The following is a 20,059-nucleotide window of genomic DNA, read 5'->3' on the forward strand; positions in this document are numbered from 1 at the left end:
TAAACTCTTCATTTTTACAATATGTGATTGTTCCTTGTACCATGACATTCATACATAAAAAACTGCACCTCCAATTGTTAGACGGTGTCTAACAATTGGAGGTGCAGTTCAATGGCTAGCTGTTTTTTATTACTTTGGCATCACAAATATAGTTTCATTTGACTTAGAAAATTGATACTCTTTTCTCGCAAACTTCAAAATTTCTTCTTCATCGTCTGTTAAATTTTCTATGTTAGTCTTTAAAGAACCTTTATCTTTCTTTAAAGATACTAATTGTTTCTTTTGATCCGTAATCGTATCTTTCTTTTTATCAATTACTTCTTGTTGTTTCGTTAAAATATATTGAACATACAGAGTAGTTGCCGCAATAAAAAGGACCATTAAAATAAGACGCCTTAACTTCTTTTTATTTATCTTACGCTTGTCACTAGGTTGTGATGATTGCTCTGGTATATTAGGAACATTTACTCGTTTGAGTTTCCTCATTCAAATCCCCCTAACCCATATTTTTCACTATCATCGGCACGTTTTCTTACTAAACTAAATTCTATTCTTATAAAATAAACTCCTTCACAAAAATATCCCATAAATTAACCAATTAAAGATAGCATTCGACGACATTTCTACATTTACACCGTTTTTTTTTATACATGCTGCTATAAAATAGTAGTTTCTGTAATTCTTTTTCTACTATTGTAGAAGAGTTTTTTCACACACAAAATTCTTACCTCACATATCCATGTTATAACATGCTTACAAGGAGGGGAAATATGCATTACCGCACATTAGGTAAAACTGGAATAACTGTTTCTGAAATAGGTTTTGGTGCATGGGCAATCGGTGGTGATGAATGAGGACCTGTTAACGATAAACAATCTATAACTGCTATAAAAAAAGCAATTGAGTGTGGTGTGAATTTTATTGATACTGCGGATGTGTATGGTTTAGGACATAGTGAAAAGTTGGTGGCTACCGCGATTAAAGGACATCGTAATGATATTATCCTATCAACGAAAGGTGGTTTAATCGGACACCACTACGACCCTAATGGAGTTCCTGTATATGATACTCCCGAAAAAATCATCGCCGTATTTGAAACAAGTTTACAACGTCTTCAAACAGATTATATTGATCTTTATTTTTGTCATATTTGGTGGCATAATCGTAGAGAAACAGAAGCATTTCTACGTGCATTTGACATATTAAAACGTGATGGCAAAGTAAGAGCAGTCGGTGTTTCGACTCATGATTTACAATACATTCATCATTTCAATAAAAACAACGAAATTGATATCGTACAACTTGATTACAATATATTAAATCGAAAACCTGAAAAAGATATATTACCATTCTTACAAGAGAAAAATCTAGGAACTATTATTCGTGGTCCATTAAAAATGGGCATTTTAACTGGAAAATTCACAAATAAAACAATTTTTCCAGATGGAGATTTACGCAAAGAATGGCCAAATGAAACTTGGTTTCAAGAAGACTTACAAACCGTAGAAAAACTTAGGTTGCTCTCAAATAAAAATCAGACCCTAGGGCAACTTGCACTTCGCTATGTACTCTCTCATCCGGCAGTAAGTGTTGTAATTCCTGGTGCCAAAACCGGAATGCAAGCACAAGAAAATGCAAATGCATCTGTTCGCCCTATTTTGAGTGATGAAGAGCTTAACTATATTCATTCAATATAAAAAGCCTAATCCGGGCTTTTTAATTTGGCAAACTAATATCATACTCCATTCGCTTCGCTGTGTCCTCCGCAACATGCATACCTAACAAGTTTTTCACAATATGAAATGCCATATTAATTCCAGCTGAAATTCCGGCAGATGTTATAATATGTCCTTCATCTACAAACTTTACATTTTCTATAACTTCAACATTTTGAAACTCATTTTTAAACTTTTCAATACTAGCCCAATGTGTTGTTGCTTTTAAACCTTCCAGTAAACCTGCTTTCGCCAGTAATAGCGCTCCTGTACAAACTGAAGTCATCAGCTTTACTTCTTTCATTTGTTGGCGAATCCATTTTATTACTATTTCATTTTTTATTTCATATTCTCTAGCACCTAGCCCACCCGGAATTATTAAAATATCCACTGGTGGTAAATTTTCAATACTATAATCTGGCTGTACCTTCAATCCGTTCCTTGCTGTAATCATTTCCCCATTCTCGCTAACGGTATAAACAGTAAATGGTTTTTCTTCATTCACCTCAGTTACAGAAAAAACTTCAAATGGCCCTGCAAAGTCTAACACTTCTACTTCATTAAATAAAAATATACCAACACTCCATTTATTCATCATAAGTTCACTTCCTGTTTCAAATGATGTAATAGATGATCATATCCTTTTTCTAATGCAATATCATACGCTGTTTTCCCATCATTTTTCTTTATCATCTTATTAGCTCCATTTTTAAGGAGTAACATAATTATTTCTTCATTTCCTAATAATGCCGCTTCGTGAAGTCCTGTCCAGCCACCACTTTGCATAATATTTACATCTGATCCTTTTTCAATTAAGAAAGCAACAAGTTCACTTTGCTTGTTCGCAATTGCTGCTTGCAAAGGCGTATTTTCATTTTCGTTTTTCGCTCTACTATGTATATCTGCACCGCTTTCTAAAAGAAAACTCGCTATTTCTTTCTGTCCAAAATAAGCTGCTAAATGAAGTGGTGTCCATCCATCTTCACTACATTCGTTAACAATACTTGGACTCGCCTTTATATACTCCACTACTTTTTCCTTATGACCACTTAAAACAGCTTGTACTATTGATTGTAAATGCTCCATAATAATCTCCTATCCTTCAAAATATTTAAGCATCCCCTTCTACATGTTCTATTAATTATTACATTTTCCTTTTAAAAACTTAAGTTTACATAATAATATTATAAATTACTTTTGTACTTAATGTTGAATAGCAATAATGTTTAAAATAATACCTTTAAACAATAAAGACTATGATTTCATTAGAGTTACTGAAAAAAGCAATAAAAAAAACTATACACATAGTTTTCATCGTATTCGTTCAGTTGCATGAACTAAAACAGGTAATGTTTATTCTGCTATTCATGCTTTCAACATATCAAATAATATTATTCCAATAAAAAAACAATCCATTTTTAAAATGGATTGTTTTTTTATTTCTGTTTTATGCGGTTTATTTTATTTTTGTATTTTCAATGACGAAATAATTACACTTACAAAAATGAAATACTACTATCTTAGCCCCTCTTATAGTAAGTTTTTCGTTTGAAAACCAAAAACACATTTTCGCCTTACGATTAAAAAACATATGTAAAAATCTCTAAAACAGCTGCCTTATCATACTAATCTATAGCAATTCTGTCTTCTTCCCTTACCTGTTTCCTTTAACACATACGATTTTAAAACAAGCGCCGTTAATGAATCTGTTAATGTTTTATATGATAAATTTGATAATGCCAATAGATCGTTCGTATATAACATTCTATGCTTCTCTAATAATAATAGTACTAATCGTTCAGACGGTTTTAATGCCTCATCACTTTCTAGTATAAAGTCTATATTTTTCATTTCTCTAATTACTACTCCTTATATAAAAAAATACTTTAGGTGCTAATTTAATATAAAAATAATACATAACAAAATTTGAAATATATTAAAATAACATTGTTTTAAAACACTATTATACTATAACATATATAATTCTTCAAAAACTACATTTAAAAACGGTTAGTCATTCTCTAAATATGAATGACTAACCGTCTTTCAGCTTCTTCTCAATTAACATGTTTTACCTTAAATATTTCTTGCAATATGCGGCTTACTGTAATGACTTGTTCCACCGCCACCTACTACTACTTTACCGCCTTTTTCGAAAATTAATAATTTACTTGAACCATCTGCAAGAAGTACTATTACTTCAGCATTATTACTTGTTGCTACATAAATTACATAACCACTCTTTGATATACAAGTTTCCCAATTCGCATCAAATTCTGATCTTACTACACGATTTGAATACACTTGATTTTCAATTCTATCTTGTTCTATATTTTCCAAATTGATTCCTCCCACTTCACTAAAATAGCATTTATAGGAAAATAGCAGCCCTATATAAAATAGTAGCTGACTTTAACATAAATAGTATATGTAGTAAGTAGCAGAATGCTTGGACAATGAAAACCTAATAACATGTAAGCGATATACAATTAAAATAAGGCAATCGATATTATATCAATTGCCTTATTTTCATAGATAGTTCTTTTATTTCTCGTTTCGCACAGCTTCAAAAGTAATCATTTGATTTGCATTTGACGGTTCTTTTTCATAAACATATTCAGCAGAGCAAGTAATGTTAGAGAAACCTATACTTTCTAAAAGGAGTTTAAACTCTACTATTCCATACCAGCGCAGCGCAAAACGTTGTAACTCTGTTTGTACTAGCTGTCCTTTACTCCACTTTTCATATTTCAAATATGATACAGTAACTTGGTTCAGCCAATCTATTTCAATTGATTTATTTTCTAATGTGATTCCGTCTCCACTCGGCAAAGAAAAAGTCGATGTATGAATTTCCCCAGTCTTCCAGTCATGCGGAAGCATAATATCTACGATTAATCGTCCGCCTGGATTAAGATGTTCATAAAAACATTTCAATGCGTTTATAGAATCCACACGATTTTCAATTAAACAAAAAGATCCAGTAGGAATGATAATTGCCTCATATTTATGCGGAATTGAAAATTGTTGCAAGCTTCCTTCATACAAATTAGGATGTAAGCCTCTCTCTTTACACCGCTTACGGCAAGAATCAAGCATTTCAGGTGAAAAATCTATCCCATCCACTTTAAAACCAGCCTCTAGAAGCGGAATGATGACACGCCCTGAACCTACTGCAGCTTCGAGAATTCTACCTCTACAATCTTTTAAACGTTCTTTGTAATACTCAATATCACCATTTAAAGAATAACCGACTGGTTTTGTGTAATCATACAGTTCCGTACAAAGTGTACTATAAAAACTAAACATTTATTTTCTCCTCCGTTTTTACGTACGGAAGATTCCAATTCAACTAATCTTCCTGTACCTCTAAATTTAATGCGCTTTCGAAAGAGCTGACTGTCATAATATATCACTCACTTTCCATAGAATATAATGATATTGTATTACATAACCTTCCAATTTGAAATATAAAATTAAAAATTCAGACTATAAAACAAAAAGCTTACTTTAGTAAGCTCTTTGGAAAAAATATTTATTTCACAATCGGCAATGTCACTTCACTTAATTTCACTGTAAGTTTCGTGCCCGCTTTCGGTCTAATTGTATAATCATAGTCGCTAGCAATTAAAACGACCCCTATTTGATGTCCAGCTTTAAAGACATAATCATCTGGCTGCATGTCCCATGTGAATGTATAATCTTTGCCCGGTTGAATCACTGTTGAATTTTCTATACTCTTTAAGTTTTGTGGATCCATCCAGCCTCGTGTTACGATTTCCGGCTTCGTTCCTCCATAGTCAACAAGTAATGCTGTTAAATTTGATACAGATCGATCAATATTTCCTGTAATTGAAATCTTTGGTGTACCACTTATGCGTGTATCTTTTTGCAGTACAGGCATTGTATATACTAATCGATTGGCTACTTCTAATTCTGGGTTTGCTACTAATTGATTTGATTTTATTTGTGCATCATCTACGAATGAGAAAACTTTATTAACCGATCCCATACTTAGTGGCAAATTGACTGATTTATTACTTAAATACATACGGATTTTTGAAGGTACAGCCGCTGGATCTGGCCAATTTTTTATCTTTTGCCACGATTTATTTTCTCTTTGCACATCAACCATTGGTTCATCCATAATTCCATTTTCAATTCCGTACAACCAATAATCTAACCATTTATTTTGTGTTTGCTGCCAGTTATTACTTGATGTCCCACCATGACCACCTTGGTGTAGCCACATTTTACGAGGAACATTATTTTCTCCGAGTGCATCCCACCATTGCGCGAACTGCTTCGTCTTAACATTCCAATCATTTAAACCATGAACAACAAATACGCTTGCTTTTACATTTTTAGCATCTTTTACATAATTGCGTTTATCCCAAAAATCATTATAATTACCTGTTTTTCGGTCTTGTCCAGCCGTTAACTCTTTTATAACTTGTCCGCAAACTTCAGGATTTTCCCTTGTCAGTACTGCTTCTGCCATATTATCTGTATCTTCTCCTTGATATCCGCCTGGCGCAATTACTGCACCATTTGCACGATAATAATCATACCAACTACTAATTGCTGCGATTGGAATAATTGTTTTTAAACCTTCAACTCCAGTAGTCGCAACAGCATTTGGTAGTGTACCATTATAAGACACTCCAGTCATACCTACATTTCCTGTAGACCAATTTGCCTGAACTTCCTCACCCTGTTCTGTAAATGCTTTCGCGCGACCGTTTACCCAATCAATAACAGACTTTGTACCGAGTATTTCTTGTTCATCTCCAGTTGTAGGGCATCCATCTGATTTTCCAGTACCGATACTTTCGCCTAGAATAACTGCATAACCTCTTGGCACGTAATAGTTCCCATACGAACCAAGATTAACCGCTCCATACGGTTTTCCTTCATACGCATACAATTCTTCATCTACATTATATACAGGAACATCTTTTAATCCAGATCGATATGGACTCATTTCATAAATAACAGGAACCTTCACATTCGAATCTGTCTTTGGACGCATAACTTTTATCGATACTCTGTCTTTCTTACCGTCGCGATCACTATCAACTTCTGTCTCTACATATAAATTTTCGATAATGGCTTCATCGAGAGAATAAATCGGCTTTGTCATCCCATTTTCTAATTCAATTTTCGTATTTTTAGTCTCTTCTTTCTTCTCTGCATGCACATCCATAGTAAAGCTAGGTATAATTGTTGCAGATAGCATTGCTGACAGTGTAATTGCCATTTTCTTTTTACTCAAAATGTTCCCTCCCCTTATTCGTTCTCTTTTACTATATAACAAAATAACTGAAAATTCAGTTTTATTTTTATATAATAGTTGAGAAACTCAAAGATTTCTTATTAAGTAAAATTCAATACAGGTGTGAAAGTATTTTCCCACTCCCAGCTTCTATATAAAGTGAGCCCTCACCAATCGGGCGTTTACGGGCAGCGGGGCCCCCACCTAACTTCTTTGCTTCCGCTGAATTTTGAGTTTTGGGGTCTTACTGCCCGGCAAATAGCCGGAAAAATAGAGAAAAAGACAACCGATATTTCTATCGATTGTCTTACATTCCATTTATTATTTTTCTAACTCTTTAAAGGTATCTTTCAAGTCTTTATCAGATACTTTTATATCTGCATTTTTAAGCAGATCTCTAGTAACTTGTTGATGGAATTGAGGATCTTGTATACGTTGCTGTTCTAATTCTTTACGAATATTCTCTTTCTCTTCCTCATATGGTTTAAGCTCTTTTTTATCCGTTAGCTTAATAATATGATATCCGAAAGAAGATTTAACAGGTTCACTCAATTGACCAACTTCTAACTTATACGCAGCATCCTCAAATTCTTTCACCATCATACCAGGTCCAAATTCAGATAGTTCCCCACCTTTTTCTTTAGAACCTGGATCCTCTGAATATTGTTTAGCCAATGCCGCGAAATCTTCGCCACTATTTAATTTTTCTTTAATTTCTTTTGCTGTCTTTTCATCTTTTACTAAAATATGGCTAACTTGAAGCTTTGGCTTATAATGATCTTTAATATCTTTTTCCGTTACGGTTGCTTTAATAGCTTTTTCAAAAGCGAAAGTAAGCTTTAATTTCTCTTTCAACTGATCTTCATTTTTCACACCATTAGATTCCATATATGTATTAAAATTATCGCCCATCTTGTCTTTTAATTCTTTTAGTTGTTTCGTTACCTCTTCATCCGTAACTTTATATTTATCATTTAATACTTTTTCTACTACCATTTCAGATAAATTCTGTTTACCGTAGTTTTCTTTTAATTTTTTGTTAAAATCGCTTTCTGAAATGCTTCCTGATTTTGTCGTTACAATATTATCTGATGAACCACATGCAGATAAAGATAACGTCATACCCATTAAAATGCTACCAATTACTAATTTCTTTCTTTTCAAATCTGAATACCTCACTTCATTAAATTCAAATATAACTATGTAAATATAACGTTTTCCTGTGAACTTCACGTGAATTTAATGAAAGTAGAACATTTGCTAATTCTCCATTTAATACATCAATTTTGAAAATTATGGTGATTCATCCTGTATCGCTAATCTCTAAAGCTGCAAAAAGGACTAATATTTTCATTAGTCCTTTTTCACATTTATATAAAATTGAATTTCTCCATCTATAGAGGAAACTCCATATTCAAAACCATGCCTTTCTAAAATACTTTTCACTATCGCTAAACCTAATCCTGTACCTGATTTTTCTTTACTACGAGAAGATTCTAGTACATAAAAAGGCTCCCAAATTTTCTCTATATCCTTAATTTTATCCGTAGGAATGCCATTTTTTATTTGGAAATATATACTTTTATTTCTATCTTCTAATGTAATTATTATGTTTTGATTTGCTGTATATTTTATCGCATTAGAAATTAAATTTTGAAACACCATTCTCATTTTATTTAAATCTGCATAAACGATTGTATCGCCCGCATTACAATTTACTTGCAAGTTAATTTCTTTCGAATCCAGTTCAATCTGATGCTTATCTAATATACTCTGGACCAGTGGTTCAATGGGGAATTCTTCTTTTTGTAAAATATCTCTTTCTAGTTTAGAAAATCGTAATAATTCTTCAATTAAGTTTGATATTTGATCTGTTTGTTTAATAATTGTATCTACATAAGTCCCATCATCTAATCCATCTTTAATCCCCATAGAGTATGCTTTTACTAATGCGATCGGTGTCTTTAATTCATGCGTTACATCACCCATAAATCGTTTTAAATGTTCATTACGATCAGTTAAGTCTTGATGTGCTTCATGTAGTTTTTCACTCATGATATTAATACTATTGGCCAACTCTCCTATTTCATCATTCGTTTTCACTTTCGTTCTTTTAAACTGCAAATGTGAAATATCCTGAGCCACATCACTTAACTCTTTCAGTGGTGTCGTTATTATTTTTGAAAGTATCCACACAAGTAAAATAATAAGAAGGAGCGAGAAACATAGGATATATAAGTAAAATGTATTTAACGTATTTATAATTTCATTTGAATTCGCAATGGAAGTCCCAATTAAAATTATCGTATCATCTTTCGCAATATATTTAGCAAAAAAACTCGCTTTTACCTTTCCTTGATCGTACAGTTTATTCGATTGCCCTTCCGTCTTCACTTTCATAACTTCGTCTTTCGTAATCCAAAGCTTATTTAACGTTACTTTCTTTTTCGTAAGTTGCATGCGTAACGCGTCGTTCATAGCATCTTCTGACTGATTAATTGGCGTATACGCAATTGTAACATTATTTTCACTTTCAATTGTATGAATAACATCTTCTAAATCATTGACTGGCGCATTTTGTATTTGAGTTGTAAATTCATTTAAGTTTTCACGTGTTTTATAAATATTATATTTCGGCAGGAGAAAGTTAATTAATAATAAAGAAATTGTAAATATAAGAATAACGGTTAAAGAAATGCTGAGAAATAGCTTTTTCCCAAGTTTATTCACTTTGTTCCTCCAAACTATAACCCAGCCCGCGATGCGTCTTAATAATATTTTCTCCAATTTTTTTACGCAGCCTTCTTACATGTGTATCAACCGTTCTCTCTTCTCCAAAATAGTCAAATCCCCATACAATGTCTAACAATTTTTTACGAGTTAAAATCGTTCCTTTATGATTTAAAAAGCATTTTATTAATTCGAGCTCTGTTTTTGTAATTTCTAACTCTATATCATTTTTATATACTTTATTTTTGGCTAAATTTATCTTTACATCTTGTACTTGAATAATATCATCATGCTGAATAAGCTTTTTCGCTCGCGTAATTAGTACTCCTGGATGAAATGGTTTTTTCACGTACTCATCTGCCCCGCTTTGAAGTGCTGCTAATTCATCTTCACTTTCACTTTTCGCCGTAAGCATTAATACTTTTACGCTTGAATTCTTTTTTATTTCCTGACAGACAGTAATACCACTATGTTTTGGCATCATCCAATCCAAAATAGCTAAATCAATTTTTTCATCATAAAATATTTGAAGTGCTTCCTCTCCGTCTTTCGCTAATAAAACTTCGAAGCCTTCTTTTTCAAAATAAGCTTTTAAAATTCTTAACATATCTTGTTCGTCATCTGCAATTAAAACTTTCATATTTTTTCCTCCATTGCTTTTAAACAAAAACCAATTGTATCATACAACATCTTTGTTACATGAATGTGACAGAAAAATATTTAAAGCTTTTGAGGGGATAGTAATGGTGAGGTGTTGTATTATGATAAAAAAAATCGGGGTCATTTCTCTTCTTTTATTTCTATTATCAACAAATGCATTAGCAAATACAAATCAACAAATTGAAGTGTTTGATTGTCAAAAAGAAATGGTCATTCAAAAACAATCTTTAGATCCAATAGTCCAAAAAGAAGCAGTTCAATACGCTAAAGCAATTACTGGTCCATTTAAAAACTTAAATGTCGTTCCAAAAGATGGCTATATGATAAAAATCCCATTATCTAAGCCGGTTTCTATTACTAATCAATGGTTACACACTACAATAGACGAAGTACTTATACTGCTCCCACTAAATGAAAAGCCTTATATTATGCTTTATGATGATGAAAATAATCCGCATTTTTATTATGTAAAAGGTAAACCAGGATTATTATTGAAACAAATGAACGTTAAAACGTAATTGACTGAAAAGGAGTCACCTTATAAGCTAAATTTTAAAAGCTAAGGTGCTCTTTTTTATAATAACAATTTAGTAAATGAAATTATAAAAGTTGTTTTTTAATATAAGGATCGCAACTTCATATATCAGCGATTTTTAAGATATATCGATTTACCAACTAAAATACCTGTCCGTCTATTCTTTTGGTAGCCACCTCGATAATACTTTGTAGTGACTAGATCCCTTATATAATCCCTCTTTTACAAATCCATTTGCAGTATAAAACGCATCTCCTTGCTTCGTGTCAGCATGTAATACAATCACTTCAAAATCCTTTTCCGCATGACATAATAGTTGGTTTAATAATAAGTTCCCTAACCCTATACGCCGAAAATCCTTTGAAATATAAAATCTCCTTAACCGCCCAATCTTATTGTCTTTTGTGTACGGATCCTCATTTAAACCTCCAACTCCAATTAACATATCACCTCGGAAAACACCATATAAACATTCTCCAGTTTTATTGAATACATTTATTTTGTTTTTATATTCATTTATTATCCTTATAAGGAAATTAAAACCTTCTTCTTCACTCTCTTGAACGAGATGACTGAATTCATATTCCATTAAATTTTCTATTTGTTGAATATGTATATCTTTCAAGTCCATTCCCCCTAAGTACGAAAATATATAAAAATGCTCGAGAATCATTTATTCTAAGCATTTTTATGGTTGTTACTTTATTTAATTCATAGCGTGCGTATTCTTCACTTCAGATAATATTCCCTTCAACCCCATTAAATCATCTATTACTATATCAGCCTGAGCAAGTTCATCTTCTTGCGCAAAATCAAAACTGCACCCAATTGCCAGTAAACCGTTGTCTTTCGCTGCATTTATATCAGATAGCCGGTCACCAACTACGGCTGCCTCTTTTATATCATATTTGTTCATAATACTTTTAACTAAGTCACCTTTATTTAGCGATTGTATTTGTTCAATACTAAACGTTTCAGTCACCCACTTGTCTAAAGCATAATAAGTTACGATTGCTCGTAAATATTCTTTCAAACCATTACTAGCAATGTAAATGGAACAATTATTTTCTTTTATATATGTAAATATTTCTTTTACATTTGGATATAAAGCGCCTTTTCCGCTTTTTATGTTTTCAATAAGTCTATCTAAAAAATATGCATCTGTTTGTTCTCTTATTTCAATAGAATGGTCTGGTAATAAAGCTTCCCAAACTTTCGGTAACGGCACACCCATAATTTCTCTATATTTATCAATTGGTGTTACTGTATCCCATAATTGTAATGATCTTAAGTGATCAAAAGTATCATCTAATGATAATTCTAAAATTTTATCTGTTTGAAATAATGTACCATCCATATCAAAAATTAATGCTTGTAACATTCCTATCTCTCCTTTTGGACTATGGTTTTACCAGATATATTTTTAAGCATCTCAATAATAATTTCTGAGCAATAATTCGCAGCAGTTTTCGCGAAGTCATCATAAGAAATTTGAGCTTCATCATCTGCGCTGTCAGAAATACATCTTATAATGAGAAACGGTATATCATTTATATAGGCAACATGTCCAATTGCTGCCCCTTCCATTTCTGTACAATGAGGTGCGTATTCGTCTATTAATTTCGCCTTTAACTTTGAATCTTCAACAAAACATTCACCGCTGACAATTCTTCCTTCATGAACTGCAATCTGTAAACTACTACTAATACAAGCTTTACGTGCTAACTCTACCAATTCCTTACTTGCAATAAATTCCTCTTGGAACGGAAATAAGTTTTTCATTTGAGTTTTACTTACATCATGATGAGTAACATTCGTTGAAATAACTATATCGCCGACTTTTACATCTGAATGTAATCCGCCAGCAACGCCCGTATTAATGATAGAGTCTACATCAAATTTATGAATTAATGTTTGCGCGCATGCAGCTGCATTTACTTTCCCTACACCAGAACGTGTAATAATTACTTCTATTCCCATGAATTCTCCAATATAAAAAGGCATTCCCGCTATTGTCTGTTCCTCTTGTATAACTAGTTTTTCTAAAAGTAAATCTATTTCAATTTGCATTGCTCCAATAATGCCGATTCTGTTCATGTATGTAGTCTCCTCTTTATTTATAAGTCGGCCAATATATTATGTAATACACCATAATTTTCAGCTATCCAATTCATTTCATCTGCAAAGCGTGAAGGTGGTACACTATGCTGATCCATATTGGCATGGATCCACCAAGTACTCTCCATGTACCAAAGCATTTGAATTGCCCGAACAATATTCCCTACTGGAAAGTCTACTTCATTGCGGTACCCTTCTAAAAATGATGCAACAAGACTCTTATTTAATACTCCGTCACTTAATGCGCACGATATAACTACACGGCCAATATCTAACTCTACATAATCGTAATCCATGCGATCAAAATCAAGAATCGCTGATACTTTATCATTATGAAACAAGAAATTATCTACCCATAAATCACGGTGCACCCATCCCCGTTGGCTATTATGAAATTGTTCTGTATTTACCAATTGTGTTGCTTCTTGCTGTAATTTTATATAAGAGAGAATGTGCTCTTTTCCTAGCTTCTCTACTTCTCTCATTTTTTCTTCCCAATGTTTCAATCTCGCCTCTTTAGTAGGTGGAACAAATTTAGGATTTTCTCCTTTTATTAAAGAGCCATCATTTAACAAGTTATGCATATAACCTATCGTCTGACCAAGAGAGTGAATTTCCTTTTGATTCACTTTTCCTGGTGAAACTAAGCTACCTTCCTTATGTTCTAATACTATAAATCTTTCATCACTTTTTGATATATGCATTACATTATTTTTATAAATTAATACCCTTGGACAACTTACACCATTATTATGTAATCTTTGCTGTTGTTGTAATGCTTGTATTAAAAGGTCTGAGTTATACATTTTGTACCGTTCTTGATTATATTGCTTTAATACAAAATCCCCTGCATCCGTTGCGAGTTTCCACTTCAAATTTAGCCAACCACGGTGAATAGGTATTGCATTTCGAATTTTAAATTCAAATAAAGTTTCACTTTCTACTTTCAGCTCTTGAAAAATCATTGTAGCTTTTTCATTAGATAACGGCTCTATCATCTTACTTATCCTTTCTTAGCTTGGCATTCCTTTCACTCTCTCTAACATAACCGACAATAAAAATTTCGGAAGTACAAGTTGCCTCTTCAATCTTTTCGGCTGTGAGAGTAACCTATACAGCCATTCAGTTCCAGTATCCCTCATCATTTTCGGTGCTCTTTTTACAGTACCAGATACTATATCAATCATGCCTCCGATACCAATAGATAGCGGAACGTTTAATGTTTGTATGTTTTCATAGATGAACTCTTCTTGTTTGGTGAACCTAGTCCTACGAGTAGTAAATGCGGCTTGAATTGCTTAATTTTTATTTTTATTTTTTCTATTTCTTCACCATTTACAAATCCATGCTGTCCTTTAAACTGTGCTCCTGGGAACTGCTCATTTAATTTTTCTAATGCCTTTTTATTACTTTCTGGAGCGGCTCCAAAAAGAAAGACACGATATTCATTGTCGTTACAATATTTTATTAAATCGTGAGTTAAATCCGCCCCAGTAACACGTTCTTTCAAAGTTCCTTTTAATATTTTCGAGCCAATTATGACACCAATCCCGTCCGCTGTTATTAAATCCGCAGATAGTAACATCTTTTTAAACTGCTTTGATTTTTCCGTATTTTCCTTTGCAGACATAACAATTTCAGGATTTGCAGTTACTACAAACCTTGGTTTCTCTTGTTGTTCATGTATCCAACCTTTTAATAAACTTATAGCTTTTGCATATTCTAAAGTTGAAAAAGGTATACCTTTTATAAACTGTTGATCCACTATACTCTCCCCTTACATAAGCTGCAAATATTCATCAATGTCTTTAGAAATTTGAATAAAAGCCTTATTCCAAAATTCATAATTTCTTATATCTATTTCAAAATATTTTTTCATAAGCTCCTCTACTGGAGCCTTTCCTGTTTCTCTTAAAAACTCTTTATATTTCGGATGAAAAGTACTTTTACTTTCTTGAGCTATTTCTAATAAACTAAAACTTACTAAATATCCAAATGTGTATGGATAATTGTAAAAAGGAACATCTGCTATATAAAATTGAATATATTTCATCCATACAAACGGCTGGTATTCACTTAAAGAATTTCCATATGCTTCTTTTTGTGCCATTATAGATAATTTCTCAATTTCATCAGCACTTAATGGACCCTCTTTACATTTTTCATAAAATGTTTTTTCAAACTGATACGATGCTCGTATTGCCATTACATAATTAAAACTATTTCTTATTTTCCAGCTAAGCAATGCCTTTTTCATATCTTTACTATCAGTTGTTTCAATTAGATAATTTAAGAGTACCGTTTCAAAGAAAATAGATGCTGATTCAGCCGTACTCATCGGCAAATAATCATCTAAAAAAGATGTAGATTGTTCAAAACTCATATTATAAAAATGCCAAGCATGTCCTAATTCATGAGCGAGCACTCTTACACTATCTATACTCCCATCATAACGCATGGAGATTCTCGATTCTTTCTCACTGAAAAATGGAGCACAAAACCCACCTGGTGGTTTATTCTCTCTCGGTTCAGCATCTATCCATCCACTTTCTATCGCATTACGTGCAAATACTGCTAATTCTTCGTCAATATTCTTACATGCATCATAAACGTTTTGTACTGCGACTGAAAAAGGAATAGTAACCTCATTACTTTCCTTTACTGTCATAAGTTCATGCCATGTAATCGAAGCTTTCCCTTTCTTATACACGCTTAAAGCACTTACTAATTTATCAAGGTTTTCTTCTGTCACATTCCACATTTGTAATAATACAGTTTCTGAAATGCCATTCGCATGAAAAGATTGTGTTAAAATCTCTCTATCTTCTATTTCATTACTCTTTATATTACGTAATCTCCCTATTTGATTTAATACAGTAGCAAAGATTTCTTTTTCTTTATTTAATGCATTTGTAAGTAACTCGAATAATTCTAATCTTTCCTTTTCATTATCACTATTCATTGCAATGTTATTTGCTTGTCCAAATGATAATTGTTTGTTATTGTGCGCTATTTCTATCCTATCCCGTAATTGTATGTACATATTTTCCCACGCATTAAGTTCATCTTTTATTAACTTAGTATTATCTGAAGTTTCCACTTCATTATGTTTTATTACTTGCTGTACTTCACTTTTTAGTTCCTTCACTTTCACAGTCAATTTAGTAAGGTCAGATGAAACACTTTCTTCAACCGATTGACAGTACAAATAGTATTCTGCTTTTTCAATAACTTGTATAAGCTTTGAAAGAATCTCTACATCTTTTGTTACAAAATATTGCTCTTTCAACTCCAAAATCGGAAATAGAATATCCTCATTCAAATACAGTCGATTTAAATCCCATCTAGCAATTTCTTGCATTTTTATAGCCGCCTCCTATTTTTACAAATAGTTACAGATATTTCTCCCTACACAATTATATATGAAATGACAAAATTTCGATATCATTAAATATTCAGATTCCTATAAATACATTCTTATTTATACTCTTTTCTTCTACCATTAAGTATCATTCCACATATAAAAAATACTCCCTCTACAAGATTGCATTTGATATAGGAAAACTTCAAAGATTTTATCTTCATCAATACCATAACGACCGATTATCACAGATTAAAAAATAAAAAAGGATTGATCAAAAGATCAATCCTTTACTCTACTTCATTTAAGAAAAATAACGTTATAACGCCAGGTCCTGTATGTGCTCCGATTGCTGCACCAATTGTATTTACGATAAATACTTCACAGCCAAATCTTTCCGTAATTAATGCTTTTAATGCTTCAGCTGTTTCTAAATCGTCACCGTGAGTCATACCGATTGTTTGACCTTTAAGGTCTTTACCACGCTCTTCCATAATATCAACAATACGGCTTAATACTTTCTTTTTCCCTCGTACCTTTTCAAGTGGTACAAGTTTTCCTTCTTCCACGTTTAAGATCGGCTTAATGTTTAGTAAACCACCGATAAAACCAGCTACTTTACTTAAACGTCCACCTCTAACAAGGTACTGTAAGTCAGCTACAGTGAAGATGTGCTCCATATGGTTCATTAGAAAAGCGACACGGTTTAAAATATCTTCTTTTGATGCGCCATCTTTTGCCATTTTAGCAGCTTCTAAAACGACAAGACCTTGACCAAGCGAAGCACATTTCGTATCAATAATTTCTAAATCTAAATCTACATATGTTTCTTTTACTTCCTCTTTAATGACAACTGATGATTGATATGTACCAGACAGTTCAGATGAAAAGGCTAAATATATACAAGGATTACCTTCTTTTGCATAAGAAACAAATTTTTCTTGGAAAGTTTCAAGTGAAGGCAATGACGTTCTATAAACAGCGCCTTCTCTCATTTTTTGCAATAATGTAACTGACTCTAATGTTACTCCATCTAAATACTCTGTTTCTGCTTCATCATATACACGGAGTGGAATTAAATCAATATCATATGCTTGCAGCAATTCTACTGGTAAATCCGCCGCACTATCCGTAATGATTTTAACACCCATTTTTAAACCTCTATTCTGTTATAAATATAAAATAATAAAATAAAAATAGTACTTTTAAATTATATACGTAAAACTTAAATGAAGAAAGGAAAACACTTTATATTGTATGCACTATTCTTCAAAACTTGAACTATTAATGAAAATGATTCTATTTTAAACACCTTTTTCTTATTATTTTTCTATAACACGAATAATTTTATAAGTATTTTGTATCATTATATTTTGATTCTTTATCTTAATATAATCTTTTCAAATTCATACTGTTTAAAATTTAAAAGCCAAATCCAATAAAGGAAATGGCTTTTAAATTTTCATAAAATAACCAAAATTTATTTTCCATCACATTGTTCTCATTATTATTTTGGCGATGTTAAATATTAGTCCAGTTATGATTAATATTTATAGCCTGTACTATAATTAAAACAGTGAATATTCACCTGTAAGAATCACTAGATAAAAAACAAGTTAAACATTTTATAAAATATTTAATTTTACTAGTAAAGCTAATAAAATTTGGAGAAGAATTTGAACATTTACTGCTATGTCTGTATCCGTAGTCGTAACTGTAACATTTCTAGAATTTCTAATAACAGTTTCTTGTTTATTAATTTGTTTAATAGATGATTTTTGAAACAATTCTTGTGCTACACGGTCAGCTTTTTCACTGTCTGCTATAGAAACACTTATTATAACCACAATAGCTGCTTGTAATGCTGCTTGAATAGATAAAGCAGCTTTTGTATCTGTAGTAGTAACTTCTACATCTGCTGAATCTACAATTGTAATAGATTCTTCAGAAATTTGGTACGTTTTACTTTCTTGCGCAGCTGCTTCTGAAACGCTAGCATTTTTAAAAGACGGATGAGGATTTGAGGAATCTAATGCACTCCACTTTTTATTTTCATCTGAATGACATGTTTTGTCCATACGTTCACCCCCTTTCAATCTAAATAATTATTAACTTGTGATTGTATTTCAGAAACAATACTTTTAATTTGCTGCTTTTTTTCTGGTGATAAATTTTTTAGTTTTTCTTCATTGATTCCATGCCTATTAAAAATATCTGAGAGTAAAAGGTCTATAATTATATTCTTTTGATCCTTATCAAACTTAAAGGAAGAAAATTTATTTAAATCATCCATTTACAATGTTCACTCCTATCAGTTTCCTATAAAAATTTCAAATAACTACCAGCATTATATGCATTTAAATAAAAATTGCTTGGACAAGTAACTTAATCTTCTATTTTCACTTCTTTTTACTAATAAAATCAAAAAGCTGTCTTCTAATAAGAAGACAGCCTTCCTTTACTTCACATATATAAGTTTTATTCAATGTTAAATTATAAGTTCACCTTTGTTATTGTGTAGTTTTCCACACTTAATTTCCCATTAATCTTGAATATTAATTCAGTCATAATGAGAAGTCCAAGCTTGTACCACATATTACAACAAAAAAATATTTATTTAGAGTGAACCCTTATAGCTAAATATAAATGGGATAGACACTTTATAAAATATTTAATTTAACTAGTAACGCTAATAAAATTTGAAGGAGAATTTGAATATTCACTGCAATATCTGTATCAGTAGTTGTTACGATTACGTTTCTGGAATTTTTAATAAATGTTTTTTGTCTATTAATTTGTTTAATAGATGATTTTTGAAACAATTCTTGTGTTATTTTATCTGCCTTTTCACTATCTGCTATAGAAATACTTACCACAACCACAATAGCTGCTTGTAATGCAGCTTGGATAGATAGCGCAGCTTTTGTATCTGTAGTAGTAACTTGTACATCTGCTGAATCTACTATTTCAATATATTCCTCAGAAATTTGATCGATTTCATCTGTTTGTATAGCTTTTTCTAAAAAATTTGCATTTTTACTAAATGAATAATAATTTAATGATTCGCAATCTTCTTTTTTTGATTCACAGTCCTCTTTTTTTGGCTCACAATCCTCTTTTTTTGGCTCAGGAACTCGTTTTTTCGGCTCAAACTCCCGGTTTAATGGATCCCGATTTTTCTTTCGTCTACAAACTTCACATTCACACATAAAATCACCCCTTTTAGTCTTAAAAATTAGCAATATTAAAATATTGACTAACTAATAGCATTTTATGTATTTTTTTAAAATTTGTTTGGACAAGTAACTTAAGCTTCTACTTCTTTTTCTAATAAAAAAAGCTGCCTTCTAATAAGAAGACAACTTTCTTTGTGACTACTCTAGAATAGATTTCATACAATATAATTGTTCCTTCCTTATAACCTGAGTTCGTCACTTTAGTTATAAAAATGTGGGTATATCCTATAACCTTTTTTAGGGATCATCCATAATTTATTTCATAAAAAGTGCTTTGTTTTACTGAAAGGTGGTTGCGGAAACAACCGCCTTTTTATTCGGAACAAAATAAAACTTTTATATAAAAGGCCCATAATTAAATACACTAAACTTCATATGATATATTGCATCCTTTCTTTTTAGAATGAGTAGTCATTACTGAAGGGCACT

General features: G+C 31.9%; 20 protein-coding genes and 2 pseudogenes. 2 read left to right on the plus strand and 20 right to left on the minus strand.

From position 1 onward, the window contains the following. Positions 1–129: 129 nt before the first annotated feature. On the minus strand, positions 130–486 hold the full coding sequence (locus OXT04_RS04210; protein WP_001228739.1) for an FtsB family cell division protein: 357 nt from the start codon (positions 484–486) through the stop codon (positions 130–132). Positions 487–770: 284 nt separating this feature from the next. Between OXT04_RS04210 and OXT04_RS04215 the strand changes: the two are divergent. Beyond that, positions 771–1,697: pseudogene (locus OXT04_RS04215) on the plus strand (aldo/keto reductase). Between the two features lie 19 nt (positions 1,698–1,716). Here OXT04_RS04215 and OXT04_RS04220 read toward each other — a convergent pair. The 9 genes from OXT04_RS04220 to OXT04_RS04260 form a co-directional block, all read right to left on the minus strand. Continuing rightward, positions 1,717–2,313, minus strand: coding sequence for a DJ-1/PfpI family protein (locus OXT04_RS04220; protein ID WP_000981422.1), 597 nt, complete (start codon positions 2,311–2,313; stop codon positions 1,717–1,719). Then, positions 2,310–2,801: an ankyrin repeat domain-containing protein gene (locus tag OXT04_RS04225; protein ID WP_267413311.1), complete on the minus strand. Its 492-nt coding sequence runs from the start codon at positions 2,799–2,801 to the stop codon at positions 2,310–2,312. Before OXT04_RS04225 ends, OXT04_RS04220 begins: the two co-directional genes overlap by 4 nt. Positions 2,802–3,335: 534 nt before the next feature. Next, on the minus strand, positions 3,336–3,566 hold the full coding sequence (locus OXT04_RS04230; RefSeq protein ID WP_000789031.1) for a hypothetical protein: 231 nt from the start codon (positions 3,564–3,566) through the stop codon (positions 3,336–3,338). A 225-nt stretch (positions 3,567–3,791) separates the two neighbouring features. Continuing rightward, positions 3,792–4,055 (minus strand): hypothetical protein, encoded by a 264-nt coding sequence (locus tag OXT04_RS04235; RefSeq protein ID WP_016081250.1) that lies wholly within the window; start codon positions 4,053–4,055, stop codon positions 3,792–3,794. Between the two features lie 204 nt (positions 4,056–4,259). Then, entirely contained in the window at positions 4,260–5,024 is a 765-nt protein-coding gene (locus OXT04_RS04240) for a class I SAM-dependent methyltransferase (RefSeq protein ID WP_098235399.1), read from the minus strand. Between the two features lie 226 nt (positions 5,025–5,250). Next, positions 5,251–6,990, minus strand: coding sequence for a Xaa-Pro dipeptidyl-peptidase (locus OXT04_RS04245; RefSeq protein ID WP_090977808.1), 1,740 nt, complete (start codon positions 6,988–6,990; stop codon positions 5,251–5,253). 321 nt (positions 6,991–7,311) lie between these two features. Further along, positions 7,312–8,154, minus strand: a complete 843-nt coding sequence (locus OXT04_RS04250) for a peptidylprolyl isomerase PrsA (protein WP_001987511.1) — start codon at positions 8,152–8,154, stop codon at positions 7,312–7,314. 189 nt (positions 8,155–8,343) lie between these two features. Beyond that, positions 8,344–9,720 carry a sensor histidine kinase gene (locus OXT04_RS04255; protein WP_001037252.1) on the minus strand — a complete coding sequence of 459 codons (1,377 nt, stop codon included), beginning with the start codon at positions 9,718–9,720 and terminating at the stop codon, positions 8,344–8,346. Continuing rightward, complete coding sequence (locus OXT04_RS04260) at positions 9,713–10,360, minus strand: response regulator transcription factor (protein WP_267413324.1); 648 nt, start codon at positions 10,358–10,360, stop codon at positions 9,713–9,715. Before OXT04_RS04260 ends, OXT04_RS04255 begins: the two co-directional genes overlap by 8 nt. 121 nt (positions 10,361–10,481) lie before the next feature. Here OXT04_RS04260 and OXT04_RS04265 point away from each other — a divergent pair, with 121 nt between their 5' ends. After that, a complete protein-coding gene (locus tag OXT04_RS04265) occupies positions 10,482–10,898 on the plus strand; it encodes a hypothetical protein (protein WP_000591776.1) in 417 nt (138 codons plus the stop codon). A 174-nt stretch (positions 10,899–11,072) separates the two neighbouring features. Here the strand turns inward: OXT04_RS04265 and OXT04_RS04270 are convergent, their stop codons facing one another. From OXT04_RS04270 to OXT04_RS04315, 10 genes and pseudogenes are all read right to left on the minus strand, one after another. Further along, positions 11,073–11,588: a GNAT family N-acetyltransferase gene (locus OXT04_RS04270; protein ID WP_267413327.1), complete on the minus strand. Its 516-nt coding sequence runs from the start codon at positions 11,586–11,588 to the stop codon at positions 11,073–11,075. A gap of 33 nt (positions 11,589–11,621) precedes the next feature. Continuing rightward, entirely contained in the window at positions 11,622–12,296 is a 675-nt protein-coding gene (locus OXT04_RS04275) for an HAD hydrolase-like protein (RefSeq protein ID WP_000938416.1), read from the minus strand. Between the two features lie 2 nt (positions 12,297–12,298). Beyond that, positions 12,299–13,012: a 5'-methylthioadenosine/adenosylhomocysteine nucleosidase gene (locus OXT04_RS04280; protein WP_001079715.1), complete on the minus strand. Its 714-nt coding sequence runs from the start codon at positions 13,010–13,012 to the stop codon at positions 12,299–12,301. A 20-nt stretch (positions 13,013–13,032) separates the two neighbouring features. Then, on the minus strand, positions 13,033–14,031 hold the full coding sequence (locus OXT04_RS04285) for a phosphotransferase (RefSeq protein WP_267413333.1): 999 nt from the start codon (positions 14,029–14,031) through the stop codon (positions 13,033–13,035). A gap of 15 nt (positions 14,032–14,046) precedes the next feature. Continuing rightward, positions 14,047–14,798: pseudogene (locus OXT04_RS04290) on the minus strand (WecB/TagA/CpsF family glycosyltransferase). Between the two features lie 12 nt (positions 14,799–14,810). Then, the gene (locus OXT04_RS04295) at positions 14,811–16,394 is read right to left on the minus strand and encodes a M3 family metallopeptidase (RefSeq protein ID WP_097946198.1); all 1,584 of its coding nucleotides are present in this window, start codon (positions 16,392–16,394) and stop codon (positions 14,811–14,813) included. A 290-nt stretch (positions 16,395–16,684) separates the two neighbouring features. Next, a complete protein-coding gene (locus OXT04_RS04300; protein WP_000538280.1) occupies positions 16,685–17,545 on the minus strand; it encodes a DegV family protein in 861 nt (286 codons plus the stop codon). Between the two features lie 474 nt (positions 17,546–18,019). Next, on the minus strand, positions 18,020–18,472 hold the full coding sequence (locus OXT04_RS04305; RefSeq protein ID WP_000361677.1) for a spore coat protein: 453 nt from the start codon (positions 18,470–18,472) through the stop codon (positions 18,020–18,022). Positions 18,473–18,486: 14 nt separating this feature from the next. Beyond that, positions 18,487–18,687: a spore coat protein W gene (locus tag OXT04_RS04310; RefSeq protein ID WP_000342253.1), complete on the minus strand. Its 201-nt coding sequence runs from the start codon at positions 18,685–18,687 to the stop codon at positions 18,487–18,489. A gap of 367 nt (positions 18,688–19,054) precedes the next feature. Further along, positions 19,055–19,603, minus strand: coding sequence for a spore coat protein (locus tag OXT04_RS04315; protein WP_267413340.1), 549 nt, complete (start codon positions 19,601–19,603; stop codon positions 19,055–19,057). Positions 19,604–20,059: the final 456 nt, after the last annotated feature.

Origin of the sequence: Bacillus sp. GC_Bacil_1 (assembly GCF_026540675.1) — a bacterium.
GTDB classification, from domain to species: Bacteria; Bacillota; Bacilli; order Bacillales; family Bacillaceae_G; genus Bacillus_A; species Bacillus_A cereus.

Excerpts from the sequence above, each read along its gene's own strand:
- OXT04_RS04230 (WP_000789031.1), bottom strand. The coding sequence starts at position 3,566 with ATGAAAAATATAGACTTTATACTAGAAAGTGATGAGGCATTAAAACCG.
- OXT04_RS04310 (WP_000342253.1), bottom strand. The coding sequence starts at position 18,687 with ATGGATGATTTAAATAAATTTTCTTCCTTTAAGTTTGATAAGGATCAA.
- OXT04_RS04295 (WP_097946198.1), bottom strand. The coding sequence starts at position 16,394 with ATGCAAGAAATTGCTAGATGGGATTTAAATCGACTGTATTTGAATGAG.
- OXT04_RS04260 (WP_267413324.1), bottom strand. The coding sequence starts at position 10,360 with ATGAAAGTTTTAATTGCAGATGACGAACAAGATATGTTAAGAATTTTA.
- OXT04_RS04265 (WP_000591776.1), top strand. The coding sequence starts at position 10,482 with ATGATAAAAAAAATCGGGGTCATTTCTCTTCTTTTATTTCTATTATCA.
- OXT04_RS04315 (WP_267413340.1), bottom strand. The coding sequence starts at position 19,603 with ATGTGTGAATGTGAAGTTTGTAGACGAAAGAAAAATCGGGATCCATTA.
- OXT04_RS04285 (WP_267413333.1), bottom strand. The coding sequence starts at position 14,031 with ATGATAGAGCCGTTATCTAATGAAAAAGCTACAATGATTTTTCAAGAG.
- OXT04_RS04225 (WP_267413311.1), bottom strand. The coding sequence starts at position 2,801 with ATGGAGCATTTACAATCAATAGTACAAGCTGTTTTAAGTGGTCATAAG.
- OXT04_RS04210 (WP_001228739.1), bottom strand. The coding sequence starts at position 486 with ATGAGGAAACTCAAACGAGTAAATGTTCCTAATATACCAGAGCAATCA.
- OXT04_RS04280 (WP_001079715.1), bottom strand. The coding sequence starts at position 13,012 with ATGAACAGAATCGGCATTATTGGAGCAATGCAAATTGAAATAGATTTA.
- OXT04_RS04240 (WP_098235399.1), bottom strand. The coding sequence starts at position 5,024 with ATGTTTAGTTTTTATAGTACACTTTGTACGGAACTGTATGATTACACA.
- OXT04_RS04275 (WP_000938416.1), bottom strand. The coding sequence starts at position 12,296 with ATGTTACAAGCATTAATTTTTGATATGGATGGTACATTATTTCAAACA.
- OXT04_RS04270 (WP_267413327.1), bottom strand. The coding sequence starts at position 11,588 with ATGATTCTCGAGCATTTTTATATATTTTCGTACTTAGGGGGAATGGAC.
- OXT04_RS04305 (WP_000361677.1), bottom strand. The coding sequence starts at position 18,472 with ATGGACAAAACATGTCATTCAGATGAAAATAAAAAGTGGAGTGCATTA.
- OXT04_RS04300 (WP_000538280.1), bottom strand. The coding sequence starts at position 17,545 with ATGGGTGTTAAAATCATTACGGATAGTGCGGCGGATTTACCAGTAGAA.
- OXT04_RS04220 (WP_000981422.1), bottom strand. The coding sequence starts at position 2,313 with ATGATGAATAAATGGAGTGTTGGTATATTTTTATTTAATGAAGTAGAA.